General features: G+C 43.2%; 7 protein-coding genes, 2 tRNA genes and 3 rRNA genes. 9 read left to right on the top strand and 3 right to left on the bottom strand.

Features of this window, described 5'->3' with window-relative positions; translation table 11 throughout:
• The first annotated feature begins 5 nt into the window (after nt 1–5).
• From rpoC to DTA23_RS02325, 8 genes are all read left to right on the top strand, one after another.
• A complete protein-coding gene (gene rpoC / locus DTA23_RS02360) occupies nt 6–4283 on the top strand; it encodes a DNA-directed RNA polymerase subunit beta' (protein ID WP_112373726.1) in 4278 nt (1425 codons plus the stop codon).
• Between the two features lie 759 nt (nt 4284–5042).
• Nucleotides 5043–6571, top strand: a 16S ribosomal RNA gene (locus tag DTA23_RS02355).
• Between the two features lie 121 nt (nt 6572–6692).
• Nucleotides 6693–6766: transfer RNA gene (locus DTA23_RS02350), tRNA-Ile, on the top strand.
• 11 nt (nt 6767–6777) lie between these two features.
• A tRNA-Ala gene (locus DTA23_RS02345) sits at nt 6778–6851 on the top strand.
• 231 nt (nt 6852–7082) lie between these two features.
• Nucleotides 7083–9966: ribosomal RNA gene (locus DTA23_RS02340) — 23S ribosomal RNA — on the top strand.
• A gap of 137 nt (nt 9967–10103) precedes the next feature.
• A 5S ribosomal RNA gene (rrf, locus tag DTA23_RS02335) occupies nt 10104–10215 on the top strand.
• The 16S, 23S and 5S rRNA genes sit together here with 2 tRNA genes alongside, the layout of an rRNA operon.
• 552 nt (nt 10216–10767) lie before the next feature.
• A complete protein-coding gene (locus tag DTA23_RS02330) occupies nt 10768–11655 on the top strand; it encodes a DUF4886 domain-containing protein (RefSeq protein WP_112373725.1) in 888 nt (295 codons plus the stop codon).
• A 7-nt stretch (nt 11656–11662) separates the two neighbouring features.
• A complete protein-coding gene (locus DTA23_RS02325) occupies nt 11663–12163 on the top strand; it encodes a DinB family protein (RefSeq protein WP_112373724.1) in 501 nt (166 codons plus the stop codon).
• 77 nt (nt 12164–12240) lie between these two features.
• Here DTA23_RS02325 and sucD read toward each other — a convergent pair whose 3' ends face one another.
• A complete protein-coding gene (gene sucD / locus DTA23_RS02320; protein WP_046671644.1) occupies nt 12241–13113 on the bottom strand; it encodes a succinate--CoA ligase subunit alpha in 873 nt (290 codons plus the stop codon).
• Nucleotides 13114–13154: 41 nt separating this feature from the next.
• The gene (locus DTA23_RS02315) at nt 13155–13736 is read right to left on the bottom strand and encodes an RNA methyltransferase (protein WP_112373723.1); all 582 of its coding nucleotides are present in this window, start codon (nt 13734–13736) and stop codon (nt 13155–13157) included.
• A gap of 113 nt (nt 13737–13849) precedes the next feature.
• Between DTA23_RS02315 and rpsT the strand changes: the two genes are divergently transcribed.
• A complete protein-coding gene (gene rpsT / locus DTA23_RS02310) occupies nt 13850–14104 on the top strand; it encodes a 30S ribosomal protein S20 (protein WP_046671646.1) in 255 nt (84 codons plus the stop codon).
• Nucleotides 14105–14253: 149 nt separating this feature from the next.
• Here rpsT and DTA23_RS02305 read toward each other — a convergent pair whose 3' ends face one another.
• Nucleotides 14254–15105, bottom strand: a complete 852-nt coding sequence (locus DTA23_RS02305; RefSeq protein WP_112373722.1) for a 3-keto-disaccharide hydrolase — start codon at nt 15103–15105, stop codon at nt 14254–14256.
• Between the last annotated feature and the right edge of the window lie 8 nt (nt 15106–15113).

The raw sequence follows: 15113 nt of genomic DNA, 5'->3' as shown, positions 1-15113 counted from the left end.
TAAGTATGTCTTACAAAAAAGATAATAAAATTAAAAGCAACTTCACTTCGATTACGATCAGCTTGGCTTCTCCAGAAACTATTTTGGAACGCTCAAGTGGTGAAGTTACAAAACCGGAAACGATTAACTATCGTACCTACAAACCGGAACGTGACGGTTTATTCTGTGAGCGTATTTTTGGTCCTGTAAAGGATTACGAATGTCACTGTGGTAAATACAAACGTATCCGTTATAAAGGTATTGTGTGTGACCGTTGTGGTGTTGAAGTAACAGAGAAAAAGGTACGTCGTGAGCGTATGGGACATATCAACTTGGTAGTTCCTGTTGCGCACATTTGGTATTTCCGTTCTCTTCCTAATAAAATTGGTTATTTATTGGGACTTCCTACCAAGAAATTGGATATGATCATTTACTACGAACGTTATGTGGTTATCCAAGCTGGTATTAAGGAAGAAGATGGTATCAACTTTATGGACTTCTTGACTGAAGAAGAATATTTAGATATTTTAGATACCCTACCAAAAGAAAATCAATATTTAGACGATAACGATCCTCAAAAATTCGTTGCTAAGATGGGTGCTGAGGCATTGGAAGATTTGTTGAAACGTATTGATTTGGATCAATTGTCATACGATTTACGTCACCAAGCTGCTAACGAAACTTCGCAACAACGTAAAAATGAAGCGTTAAAACGCCTTCATGTGGTTGAAGCTTTCCGTAGTTCACGTGAAAATATCGAGAATCGTCCAGAATGGATGATTGTGAAAATCGTTCCAATCATTCCACCTGAATTGCGTCCTTTAGTGCCTTTGGATGGTGGTCGTTTTGCGACTTCGGATTTGAATGACTTATACCGTCGTGTGATTATCCGTAACAACCGTCTAAAACGTTTGATCGAAATCAAAGCTCCTGAAGTAATCTTACGTAACGAAAAACGTATGCTTCAAGAAGCGGTAGACTCTTTGTTTGACAACTCACGTAAAGTGAACGCTGTTAAGACAGAAGGTAACCGTGCATTGAAGTCTTTATCTGATATTTTGAAAGGTAAACAAGGTCGTTTCCGTCAAAACTTGTTAGGTAAGCGTGTGGATTATTCGGCTCGTTCGGTAATTGTTGTAGGTCCTCACTTGAAATTACACGAGTGTGGTCTTCCTAAAGATATGGCTGCTGAACTTTACAAACCCTTTATCATCCGTAAGATGATCGAGCGTGGTATTGTAAAAACAGTAAAATCAGCTAAGAAAATTGTGGATCGTAAAGATCCTGTGGTATGGGATATCCTTGAAAATGTATTGAAAGGTCACCCTGTATTACTAAACCGTGCACCTACGCTTCACCGTTTGGGTATTCAGGCTTTCCAACCTACATTGGTAGAGGGTAAAGCTATTCAATTACACCCATTAGTGTGTACAGCGTTCAACGCCGATTTTGACGGTGACCAGATGGCAGTCCACTTACCTCTTGGTAATGCTGCAGTTTTGGAAGCCCAAATCTTGATGTTAGGCGCGCACAATATCTTAAACCCTGCGAATGGTTCTCCAATCACAGTACCATCTCAAGACATGGTATTGGGTCTTTACTATATTACTAAAGGCCGTAGAACTGCTGGCGATCACACCGTAAGAGGTCAAGATATGACTTTCTATTCGGCTGAAGAGGTTATCATCGCTTTAAATGAGAAGCAAATTGACCTTCATGCCTGGATTAAAGTAAAAACAAAAGTTAGACAAAAAGATGGTAGCATCGTTGATACCTTGTTAGAAACAACAGTAGGTCGCGTGATCTTCAACCAAGTTGTTCCTGATGAAATGGGTTTTGTCAATGAATTGCTTACTAAAAAATCGTTGCGTAATATCATCGGTGAAATTGTGAAGACTACGGGTATGGCCCGTGCAGCACAGTTCTTGGATGATATGAAAGAATTGGGATATCAAACAGCCTTCAAAGGTGGTCTTTCTTTCAACTTGGAAGATTTGAACATTCCTGCTGCGAAAGCTGAATTGATTCAGCAAGCAACTAACGAGGTTGAAGAAGTAATGAACAACTATAACATGGGTTTCATTACAAACAACGAACGTTACAACCAAATCATCGATATCTGGACGCGTATCAACAACAGATTGACGGCGCACGTTATGGATATTCTTTCGAATGATAATCAAGGTTTCAACTCAGTTTACATGATGTTGGATTCTGGAGCCCGTGGTTCGAAAGAGCAGATCCGTCAGTTATGTGGTATGCGTGGTTTGATGGCGAAACCCCAAAAATCAGGTACTTCTGGTGGTGAGATTATCGAAAACCCGATCTTGTCAAACTTTAAAGAAGGTTTGTCCGTATTGGAATACTTTATCTCTACCCACGGTGCGCGTAAAGGTCTTGCCGATACAGCATTGAAAACAGCGGATGCGGGGTACTTGACCCGTCGTTTACATGACGTAGCGCAAGATATGATCGTTGTGGAACAAGATTGTGGTGGTTTACGTGGTATTTATACAACAGCATTGAAAGATAATGACGATGTTGTTGAGCCATTGTTCGATCGTATTTTGGGTCGTACACCATTGCATGATGTTCTTCATCCGGATACTGACGAATTGATCGTTTCCGCAAATGAAGATATCACTGAGGAAATTGCTGAAACTATCGAAAAAGCAGGTATCGAAGGAATTGAGATTCGTACGGTATTAACTTGTGAGTCTAAGCGTGGTGTTTGTGCTTGTTGTTACGGACGCAACTTGGCGTCAGGTAAGCGTGTTCAGTTAGGAGAAGCTGTGGGTGTTATCGCCGCTCAATCAATTGGTGAACCAGGTACACAGTTAACACTTCGTACATTCCACGTGGGTGGTACGGCATCGAACATTGCTGCTGATTCAAGTATCATTTCTAAATACGATGGTAAAATCGAATTTGAAAACGTACGTACTGTTTCGCAAACAAATGATAATGGTACACATCAGGTAGTCTTAGGACGTTCTGGTGAGGTTAAGATTATTGATGCACATAATAAAATTGTATTCCAACAAAATATCCCTTATGGTTCACAGTTGTTCGTTGAGGATGGCGGTACAGTAGCTAAAGGTGATAAATTGGTGGAATGGGATCCATATAATGCAGTAATTATTTCTGAATTTGCCGGTAAAGTTGAATTTGATGCAATCATCGAAGGGGTTACCTTCCGTGAGGAGTCAGATGAGCAAACTGGTCACAAAGAGAAGGTAATTATTGAAACACGTGATAAAACGAAAAACCCATCCATCAAGATTCTTGATAAATCGGGCGAGGTTATTCGTACCTACAATATCCCAGTAGGCGCTCACGTTGCAGTTGCTAATGGTGTAACAGTAAAAGAAGGTGGTATCCTTGTTAAAATCCCTCGTTCTACGGGTAAAACGCGAGATATCACAGGTGGTCTACCGCGTGTAACGGAGTTATTCGAAGCACGTAACCCTTCTAACCCTGCTGTTGTAACAGAAATCGACGGTGTGGTAACATTGGGTGGTGTGAAACGTGGTAACCGTGAGATGTCTATCGAGTCTCGTGATGGTCAAATCAAGAAATACTTGGTACCTCTTTCTAAGCATATCCTTGTTCAGGATAATGACTTTGTGAAAGCTGGTATGCCATTATCAGATGGTTCGATCTCTCCTGCGGATATCTTGTCGATCAAAGGTCCATCAGCAGTGCAACATTACATTGTGAATGGTATCCAAGAGGTATACCGTCTGCAAGGTGTGAAGATCAACGATAAACACTTCGAGACGATCGTTCACCAAATGATGCAAAAAGTTAACATCGAAGATCCAGGAGATACGCGTTTCTTAGAAAAAGAAGCGGTTAACAAATGGGATTTCATGGAAGAAAATGATTCCTTGTTTGACAAGAAAGTTGTCGTTGATGCAGGAGACTCCAATAACTTACGTCCGGGACAAATTGTTTCTTTACGTAAGTTGAGAGAAGAGAATTCTAGTCTGAAACGTCGTGACTTAAAACTTGTTGAAGTTCGTGAAGCAATTCCGGCAACTTCAAGTCCATTGTTACAAGGTATTACCAGAGCTTCATTGGGTACGAAATCGTTCATTTCTGCTGCCTCTTTCCAAGAGACCACAAAAGTGTTGAACGAAGCTGCTATCGCAGGTAAACGTGATAACTTATTAGGTTTGAAAGAAAACGTAATCGTTGGTCACTTGATCCCTTCTGGTACAGGTATCCGTCAATACAGCAATTTAATTGTGGGCTCTCGCGAGGAGTACGATCAATTGTTGGCTTCGAAAGAAGAAGATTAATCGTTACTCGATTATTTTATATAGGAAGGTCCAGACATTCGTCTGGACCTTTTTTGTTTCTATAGCGACCTTATTTGATATTGAAGAAGGTCGTAAAAATATATTTAGCTTGCTCTTTTAGCGGTGAAATTGCTTGTTAAGGAAAGGGGCGAACTGAAATTTATAGCAAGCAGCTTGGCCGTTTAATTGGTTGATTTTACCTGATAGGACGGCTTAACGCATAGCTATCATAAATTAATCGTTCAATGTTACAGTTAGTTAACCTAAATATTAAAAAATAATAAACAAAAGGCTTGGAAGTTTGTTAGTAAACTCCCTATCTTTGCACCACTCCGCAAGGGAGGGACGGTTACCGCGAGAGCAGGGAACCATGAAAAAAGAAGGGTTTGAGTAGGTCGGGCAGGATTTAAAATCCCGCTGATTTTATTTTAAACGCGGAAATCGGAAAAAGAGAAAAGAAAAAAAACTTCACAAAGTTTTTGGAAGTTCAAAAAAGATTTCTACCTTTGCAGTCCCAACGGAAACGAAGGGAAAAACAAAAAAGATAAAGACGGCGCAATGCCCTCGGAATATAGCGGATACGGAAGTTGAAGCGACAAAGTTCTTTAAGAAAACACAATCATGTAAGCGTGACGAGTAGACAGACGAAAGTCGAAAGTCATGAACAAATTCAAGTAATTGTTCAATTCGATCCAAGATCAGAGATATAAAAAAAGAATTCTGATTATTATAAATAGTTGGAATCAAAAACTTCATTTTACAATGGAGAGTTTGATCCTGGCTCAGGATGAACGCTAGCGGCAGGCCTAATACATGCAAGTCGGACGGGATCCATCGGAGAGCTTGCTCGAAGATGGTGAGAGTGGCGCACGGGTGCGTAACGCGTGAGCAACCTACCTCTATCAGGGGGATAGCCTCTCGAAAGAGAGATTAACACCGCATAACATCAACAGTTCGCATGTTCGGTTGATTAAATATTTATAGGATAGAGATGGGCTCGCGTGACATTAGCTAGTTGGTAGGGTAACGGCCTACCAAGGCGACGATGTCTAGGGGCTCTGAGAGGAGAATCCCCCACACTGGTACTGAGACACGGACCAGACTCCTACGGGAGGCAGCAGTAAGGAATATTGGTCAATGGGCGGAAGCCTGAACCAGCCATGCCGCGTGCAGGACGACTGCCCTATGGGTTGTAAACTGCTTTTGTCCAGGAATAAACCTAAATACGTGTATTTAGCTGAATGTACTGGAAGAATAAGGATCGGCTAACTCCGTGCCAGCAGCCGCGGTAATACGGAGGATCCGAGCGTTATCCGGATTTATTGGGTTTAAAGGGTGCGTAGGCGGCCTATTAAGTCAGGGGTGAAATACGGTGGCTCAACCATCGCAGTGCCTTTGATACTGATGGGCTTGAATCCATTTGAAGTGGGCGGAATAAGACAAGTAGCGGTGAAATGCATAGATATGTCTTAGAACTCCGATTGCGAAGGCAGCTCACTAAGCTGGTATTGACGCTGATGCACGAAAGCGTGGGGATCGAACAGGATTAGATACCCTGGTAGTCCACGCCCTAAACGATGATAACTCGATGTTGGCGATAGACAGCCAGCGTCCCAGCGAAAGCGTTAAGTTATCCACCTGGGGAGTACGCCCGCAAGGGTGAAACTCAAAGGAATTGACGGGGGCCCGCACAAGCGGAGGAGCATGTGGTTTAATTCGATGATACGCGAGGAACCTTACCCGGGCTTGAAAGTTAGTGAAGAGTGCAGAGACGCACTCGTCCTTCGGGACACGAAACTAGGTGCTGCATGGCTGTCGTCAGCTCGTGCCGTGAGGTGTTGGGTTAAGTCCCGCAACGAGCGCAACCCCTATGTTTAGTTGCCAGCATTTAAGGTGGGGACTCTAAACAGACTGCCTGTGCAAACAGAGAGGAAGGTGGGGACGACGTCAAGTCATCATGGCCCTTACGTCCGGGGCTACACACGTGCTACAATGGATGGTACAGCGGGCAGCTACATAGCAATATGATGCTAATCTCTAAAAGCCATTCACAGTTCGGATTGGGGTCTGCAACTCGACCCCATGAAGTTGGATTCGCTAGTAATCGCGTATCAGCAATGACGCGGTGAATACGTTCCCGGGCCTTGTACACACCGCCCGTCAAGCCATGAAAGTTGGGGGTACCTAAAGCATGTTACCGCAAGGAGCGTGTTAGGGTAAAACCGATAATTGGGGCTAAGTCGTAACAAGGTAGCCGTACCGGAAGGTGCGGCTGGAATACCTCCTTTCTAGAGTATCGAAGATCGGTGCTCGTCACGTTACATATGATTGCAAGAAGAAAAACATCAGAAGAAAGTGCCCGCCCCGAAAGGAGCAGGACCGAGAGAGATAGATGAACAGGAAATAGCTAGTCCCGTAGCTCAGTTGGTTAGAGCACTACACTGATAATGTAGGGGTCAGCAGTTCAAATCTGCTCGGGACTACGAAAAGTTAAGGGGAATTAGCTCAGCTGGCTAGAGCACCTGCCTTGCACGCAGGGGGTCAACGGTTCGAATCCGTTATTCTCCACATCTCCGGGAGGAACATCGACAGATGCTCCGAAGAAACAAACCGGAAAAAGAGTTCTTTGACATATTGAAAGAGAAAAAAAATTACAAGAGAAGACAACAGTATAGAGACAATACGTGTATGTGTTTGATGTAGAGAGGAGACCCTCGGTGAATGCCGAACGAATCTTTACGTAGCATATGGGTATATATATCAAAAGCAGCCGCATAGTAGCAAAAGGCTATGCCGGTGAAGAAAGTAAATAAGGGCACACGGGGGATGCCTAGGCTCTCAGAGGCGAAGAAGGACGTGATAAGCTGCGATAAGCTACGGGGATTGGCAAATGCGAACCGATCCGTAGATTTCCGAATGGGGCAACCTGACTATTTGAAGAATAGTCGTATAAAACGCGAACGCGCTGAACTGAAACATCTAAGTAGGCGTAGGAGAAGAAAATAACAATGATTTCCCAAGTAGTGGCGAGCGAACGGGAAAGAGCCCAAACCGTTTATGTTACGGCATAGACGGGGTTGTAGGACCACGACATTGTACAGCGCTATGAACTGGAAGCAGGTGGGAAACTGCGCGACAAGGGTGAGAGCCCCGTACAGGTAAAGAATGTTGACATAGTGGTATCCTGAGTACCGCGGGACCGGAGAAATCCTGTGGGAATCCACCAGCACCATCTGGTAAGGCTAAATACTCCTGAGAGACCGATAGTGAACCAGTACCGTGAGGGAAAGGTGAAAAGAACCCCGAACAGGGGAGTGAAAAGAACCTGAAACCGTGTGCTTACAAGCGGTTGGAGCAGGCAGGTCCTGTGACAGCGTGCCTTTTGCATAATGAGCCTACGAGTTACTCTTGTCTGGCAAGGTTAAGTCCTTCAGGGACGCAGCCGAAGCGAAAGCGAGTCTTAATAGGGCGCATAGTCAGATGAGGTAGACGCGAAACCTTGTGATCTACCCTTGGGCAGGTTGAAGTTGCAGTAACATGTAATGGAGGACCGAACCGATAAACGTTGAAAAGTTTCCGGATGACCTGAGGGTAGGGGTGAAAGGCCAATCAAACTGGGAAATAGCTCGTACTCCCCGAAATGTTTTTAGGAACAGCGTCGGCGTAGAGTTTGATAGAGGTAGAGCTACCGATTGGGTGCGGGGGAGTCAAATCCTACCAAATCCAGACGAACTCCGAATGCTATCAAATATAGCCGGCAGTGAGGCTTTGGGTGCTAAGGTCCAAGGCCGAGAGGGAAAGAACCCAGACCATCAGCTAAGGTCCCCAAATTCGTTCTAAGTTGAACTAACGAGGTCCGGTTGCCCAGACAGCTAGGATGTTGGCTTGGAAGCAGCCATTCATTTAAAGAGTGCGTAACAGCTCACTAGTCGAGCGGCCGGGCGTGGATAATAAACGGGCATCAAGAACGGTACCGAAGCTATGGATTTGCATTGAAAGATATGCATCTGGTAGGGGAGCATTCCATCGCCGGGGAAGCACAGTGGTAATGCTGTGTGGAGGTTATGGAAAAGCAAATGTAGGCATAAGTAACGATAAGGCGGGTGAGAAACCCGCCCACCGAAAGACCAAGGTTTCCTGATCAACGTTAATCGGATCAGGGTCAGTCGGGACCTAAGGCGCACCCGAAGGGGGCAAGCCGATGGACAACTGGTTAATATTCCAGTACTCTTCATAACTGCGATGTGGTGACGGAGTAGTGACACTGCCGCGAACTGACGGAATAGTTCGTTGAAAGGCGTAGGTATTGGAGTTGTAGGCAAATCCGCAACTCTAGCTGAACCCCAATAGTACAGCAAAGCTTCGGTGGCGCTGATAGAGCAGGTAAACAGACTTCCAAGAAAACCCGCTAAGCTTCAGGTTATGAAGACCCGTACCGCAAACCGACACAGGTGGTCGAGGAGAGAATCCTAAGGTGCTCGAGTGAGTCATGGCTAAGGAACTCGGCAAAATGGCCCTGTAACTTCGGGAGAAGGGGCGCTGTCTCTGAGAGGAGCAGCCGCAGTGAAAAGGCCCAGGCGACTGTTTAACAAAAACATATGGCTTTGCAAAATCGCAAGATGAAGTATAAGGCCTGACACCTGCCCGGTGCTGGAAGGTTAAGAGGGGATGTCATCGCAAGAGAAGCATTGAATCGAAGCCCCAGTAAACGGCGGCCGTAACTATAACGGTCCTAAGGTAGCGAAATTCCTTGTCGGGTAAGTTCCGACCTGCACGAATGGTGTAACGATCTGGGCGCTGTCTCAGCCATGAGCTCGGTGAAATTGTGGTATCGGTGAAGACGCCGATTACCCGCAACGGGACGGAAAGACCCCATGCACCTTCACTATAGCTTAACATTGAGATTGGGTACAGGATGTGTAGGATAGGCGGGAGATGTTGAAGTGGCTTCGCCAGGAGTCATGGAATCAACCTTGAAATACCGCCCTTTCTGTATTCGGTTTCTAACTCGGTATTTCCGAGGACATTGTTTGGTGGGTAGTTTGACTGGGGTGGTCGCCTCCAAAAAGGTAACGGAGGCTTTCAAAGGTAAGCTCAGTACGCTTGGTAACCGTACGCGGAGTGCAATGGCATAAGCTTGCTTGACTGTGAGACCGACAAGTCGAACAGGGTCGAAAGACGGACATAGTGATCCGGTGGTTCTGTATGGAAGGGCCATCGCTCAAAGGATAAAAGGTACGCTGGGGATAACAGGCTGATCTCCCCCAAGAGCTCATATCGACGGGGAGGTTTGGCACCTCGATGTCGGCTCGTCACATCCTGGGGCTGGAGAAGGTCCCAAGGGTTGGGCTGTTCGCCCATTAAAGTGGCACGCGAGCTGGGTTCAGAACGTCGCGAGACAGTTCGGTCCCTATCTGTTGTGGGCGTTGGAAGTTTGAGTGGATCTGACCTTAGTACGAGAGGACCGGGTTGGACAGACCTCTGGTGAACCTGTTATGCCGCCAGGTGTACGGCAGGGTAGCTACGTCTGGAATAGATAAGCGCTGAAAGCATCTAAGTGCGAAACTAGCCACGAGATGAGACTTCCTTATAGGGTCGTAGAAGATGACTACGTTGATAGGCCATAGGTGTAAAGGTTGAGAGACCAAAGCCAAGTGGTACTAATAGCCCGAAGCTTTCTCAAGCAGATAACACTGTTGTCTTCCTCTTTAATTTTTAGAAACGAAAAGAATAACAAACAGGAAACGAACCTCTTTCAATAAATATGTCATTGGCATGAATCACATGATAAGAATATCATAGATCATCCAATAAAGATTTTTAGGTGCCTATATCGGCGGTGTCTACCTCTTCCCATTCCGAACAGAGCAGTCAAGCCCGCCAGAGCCGATGGTATTGCCGTAACAGGTGGGAGAGTAGGTCGGTGCCTTTTTTTACACGGAAGCCCTTGCTGGAAACAGTCAAGGGCTTCTTTCGTTTAGCTACCTGCCTGTACTTCCCCGACCAGCCCTGCCCTCTAGCCTTTATTGTTAAAACAGCGGATGGTGCAGTAGCATGACCATCGATGACTGTAGTTCAGTTTACAACTGTGCTGTAATGGTATGGAGCATCCTCGGAGTCAGGGGCATGCAACCGTCACCGTGGTCTATCGTATGGTAAATCGACGTAGCCAGCAGGGGTATGCAGTCGTCACTGTGATCTAGCGGTACTGTGTAGCGTCTGTTTCAAAACTTTCGTATCTGAGTTTTTTTTATATTGCTAGAAGTATTATTGGCCACATTTGGTATGCTGTAGCGTCATAGTCACGGGGTATTGTAAGCCAAGTGGACAACGGTCGCACAAAAGCTACTTGTAATGACCATTAGCCTACCTTGTCCGAACTGTTATCCTGATAGCTTGCAAATGGGATAAAATCTCTCTTTCTGGGGATATCATTCTCATTTCTACGAGATATTATCTAATTTAGTTGTTATTGCATTATATTATGATAAAAGTAAGACAGGTATTGGTGTTCGGTTTTTTAATCGTGTTTTTTTTGAAGAATAATCGATTAAATGCACAAAATAAATCTTTAGATGATGGTGTGCTACGAATATTGGCCATCGGTAATAGTTTCTCGGAAGATGCTATTGAACAGAATTTATATGAATTGGCGAAAGCTGGGAAAAAAAAGATAGTAATCGGCAATCTCTATATTGGGGGGGCTCCCTTAAGTTTACATGTTAGCAACGCAAAAGAGGATAAGCCGGCTTATCGCTACCGTAAAATCAATCTTGACGGGCAGATGTCGGAGAAAGCAAATGAGCGCTTATCTGAAGCGCTTGTAGATGAGGCTTGGGATTATATTAGCTTTCAGCAAGCAAGTCCGCTATCAGGAGATTATGATTCGTATGCGAAGGATCTGCCGCTCTTATATGATTATGTAACAAAACATATTTTATTTCCTGAAACCAAGTATATATTACATCAAACCTGGGCGTATCAGAACGGTTCATCACATGAAGGTTTTGTTCGCTATAACCGTAGCCAAGATAGCATGTATAGGGCTATTGCCAACACTTCGCAGGAGGTGTTTAACTGGGGTAATTTCGATCTTTTGATTCCTTCGGGTACAGCTGTTCAAAATGCGCGTTCGAGTTTTATAGGTGATCATTTTACACGTGATGGCTATCACTTAAATCTGAACTACGGACGTTTCGTTGCTGCCTGTACCTGGTACGAGGCGTTATTTCATGAAAATGTACTCAACAATACATTTTTACCGCTCAAGGTAACCTATGTAGAGGGAGAAATTGCGCGAGCAGCAGCACATAAGGCTGTGGAATCACCCTATGCTGTTACCGTATTAAAAGATTTTCAATTCATGAATTAATATTTATATGAGTATCAAAAAGAGCTATTTGATCGAATTGGATCACGAAACAAAAAATACCAAACGTATTCTAGAACGCATACCAGACGATAAATTGGATTGGCGTCCACACGAAAAATCGATGAGTCTGGGAGAACTAGCTGCTCACATTGTTGGACTACATAATTGGGTACACCAAGCAATACCAAAAGATGTATTTGATTTTAAAGTGGATTATCAGCCCATTAAAGTATCTTCTGTAGAAGAATTAAAAGAGATATTAACAATAGGCCTGGAAAATAATAAGGCCGCAATTGAAGACATAAAGGAAGAAGACTGGTTTAAAGATTGGGTGTTACAATCGGGTGATTATCTCATTGCACGTTTACCACGAGCCGGAGCAATACGTTTTATTGTCAATAATCATATTGTTCATCATCGTGGCGAGTTGACGGTTTATTTGCGATTATTGGATATTGCTGTACCGGGCTTATATGGACCATCGGCAGACGAAGCAATGCCTAGTTGATGTTGTAATGTAATTATATAGGTATAAAAAAAGGGAATCAAATTTGATTCCCTTTTTTTATATGTTCGATGGTCTAATTATTTAGCCAATTCTTCTGCGATTGCTTTTCCAATTTCAGCCGGAGACTCAACAACACGAATACCACACTCACGCATAATTTTCATTTTTGCTGCAGCAGTGTCATCTGCACCACCTACAATTGCACCAGCGTGTCCCATACGACGTCCTGGAGGCGCTGTTTGACCTGCGATAAATCCAACAACAGGCTTAGTACCGTGTTCTTTGATCCAACGAGCAGCTTCAGCTTCCATTCCACCGCCGATTTCACCAATCATGATGATCGCTTCAGTTTCAGGGTCGTTCATTAATAATTCAACAGCTTCTTTCGTTGTCGTACCAATGATAGGGTCACCACCAATTCCGATTGCTGTTGTGATACCTAATCCTGCTTTTACAGTTTGATCTACGGCTTCGTAAGTTAAAGTTCCTGATTTAGAAACAACACCCACATTACCTTTTTTGAAGATAAATCCTGGCATGATACCGATTTTAGCTTCTCCTGCAGTGATAATACCTGGGCAGTTAGGACCGATCAAACGAGAGTTTTTGTCGCTCAAGTAAGATTTTACTTGGATCATATCTTTTGTTGGTATACCTTCTGTAATACAAACAATCACTTCGATACCAGCAGCGGCAGCTTCCATGATCGCATCTGCAGCAAATGCTGGAGGTACAAAAATAATAGAAACATTAGCTCCTGTAGCGTCTACTGCATCTTGCACAGTATTGAATACAGGACGGTCTAAGTGTTGTTGACCACCTTTACCAGGAGTAACACCACCAACTACATTTGTTCCGTACTCAATCATTTGAGTAGCATGGTAAGTACCTTCGTTTCCAGTGAAACCTTGAACGATTACTTTTGAATCTTTATTAACTAATACACTCATTTCTTCTTTAAATTTTGCACACAAATCTACTATTTTGCTTTCTAAAATGGAAGCAATGTGAATAGGAATGTGACCTTTATTGATAAATTTTTAATTGAAATTGCGTTTTGGATAAAATCCCAAAGAATAATGCCAATTGCGACAGATACATTTAAGGAATGTTTGGTCCCGTATTGGGGGATTTCGATGCAGGTATCAATTTTTTCCATGACATCCTCATCTACTCCATTAACCTCATTTCCAAAAATCAGCGCATACTTTTTGTCATTTTCTGGTTCAAACTGATGTAACATAACACTATCATCTGCTTGCTCGATGGCAATAATGACATAGCCTTCTGTCCGAAGCTGATCTACAACAGCTGAGGTATCTCTGTGGTATTCCCAAGCGACCGATTGGGTTGCCCCGAGGGCAGTCTTTTCGATTTCACGATGAGGAGGTGTGCCGGTAATGCCACACAGGTATATTTTTTCAATAGCAAATCCGTCTGCAGTACGGAAGGCCGAGCCCACATTATGCATGCTCCGTACATTGTCCATAACGATTGTGATAGGAGTTTTTTCTTGTTTTTTAAACGATTCAACGTCTGTACGTTGAAGTTCATCCATCGATAATTTTTGCATGTCGCAAATATACTAAACCTAAAAAATAAAATAGATTTTGAATATTGAAAATAAGGTGTTATTTTTGCAGTCCGAATTACAAGAAAAAATTGAATAAAAATTAGCTAAAAAAAATGGCAAATCATAAATCAGCGATCAAAAGAATTAGAGCAAACGCTACTAAACGTTTAAGAAACCGTTACCAAGCAAAAACTACACGTAACGCAATCAAAAAATTACGTCATACTACTTCTGCAGAAGAAGCAAAAACATTGTTACCACGCGTAATTTCTATGCTTGATCGTTTGGCAAAGAAAAATGTGATCCACAAGAAAAAAGCTTCTAACAACAAATCGAAGTTAACAAAATTTGTTAACGGTTTAGCGTAAGCTTTTCGTATAGATATAGAGGGGTGCAGTTCGCTGTATCCCTTTTCTTTATGTTATATACTTTGGATTTCTCTTTCCAAGCGAATAGTAAATAAAAAAGCATCGAATACCGATGCTTTTTTATTTTAAAACTGAAATTTGCAGTGTATTTATTGCTGTAAATTTGGAAGTAGCTCTGCGATGATCTTTTTCAATTTGTTGGGATCTTTCATGTAAGGTTCTAAATCGTAAAGTTCCACTTTTTTGAAATCAATGGGATGGCTCTCACTCTGAAGTGAAATAGTACCCTTGTGTAAAAGCTGTCCATCTTTCTTCACTTTGGGATCGAAACCACTTACATTGCCGCCACCAATTTGGGGTTTAGTATACTGTAATACGACCTTGTTTTCAAGGATATGTTGCACAAGAGAGTCTCCCAACACCAAGAAATCAGCAGTTACCCATTGATCTCCAGCATAGGTTTTTGATGTTGAGCTGATGCAATGTGGTGTGAATAGCTTATTGTCGATCACAACGTTTGTGCCTGGTGTACAAAGATTACTTGTGGTCCGTTCGTCCTTGCCATTTCCACCCAGCAGTTGCCCTTCGATAGATATTGGAAAGTCTTGATCCACACCCATGGTATTAGGATCCTGTCCATGTAGCATGGCTCCGCTATTACGCCAAGCCCAACCTTCTCCACCATTTACCTGTTCACCGACAAATCTGTAAGTTACGCGCAACAAATACGCTGAGAACTCTTTATTGTAGAACAGATGGCCATACTGAAAATTGAAATTATCATAACCATCATATCTTACCTTGAGTAAACCGTCTTCTACACGAAATGTATTTTTATAATTATCGCCAACTTTGTGGTTTCTGATTTTTGGAGTCCAGTTCTTCAAGTCTTTCCCATTAAATAACTGAATGGGTTTGGGTTTCTTATCTTGAGATTTGGCAAATAAAGAAGTGCTAAGCAATAGGATTCCAGCACTGTAAATGATATGTTTGAATTTCATCCTGAATT

Origin of the sequence: Sphingobacterium multivorum (assembly GCF_900457465.1) — a bacterium.
In the GTDB taxonomy this organism is placed as follows: domain Bacteria; phylum Bacteroidota; class Bacteroidia; order Sphingobacteriales; family Sphingobacteriaceae; genus Sphingobacterium; species Sphingobacterium multivorum.
This window is presented reverse-complemented; position numbering and strand designations above follow the sequence as displayed.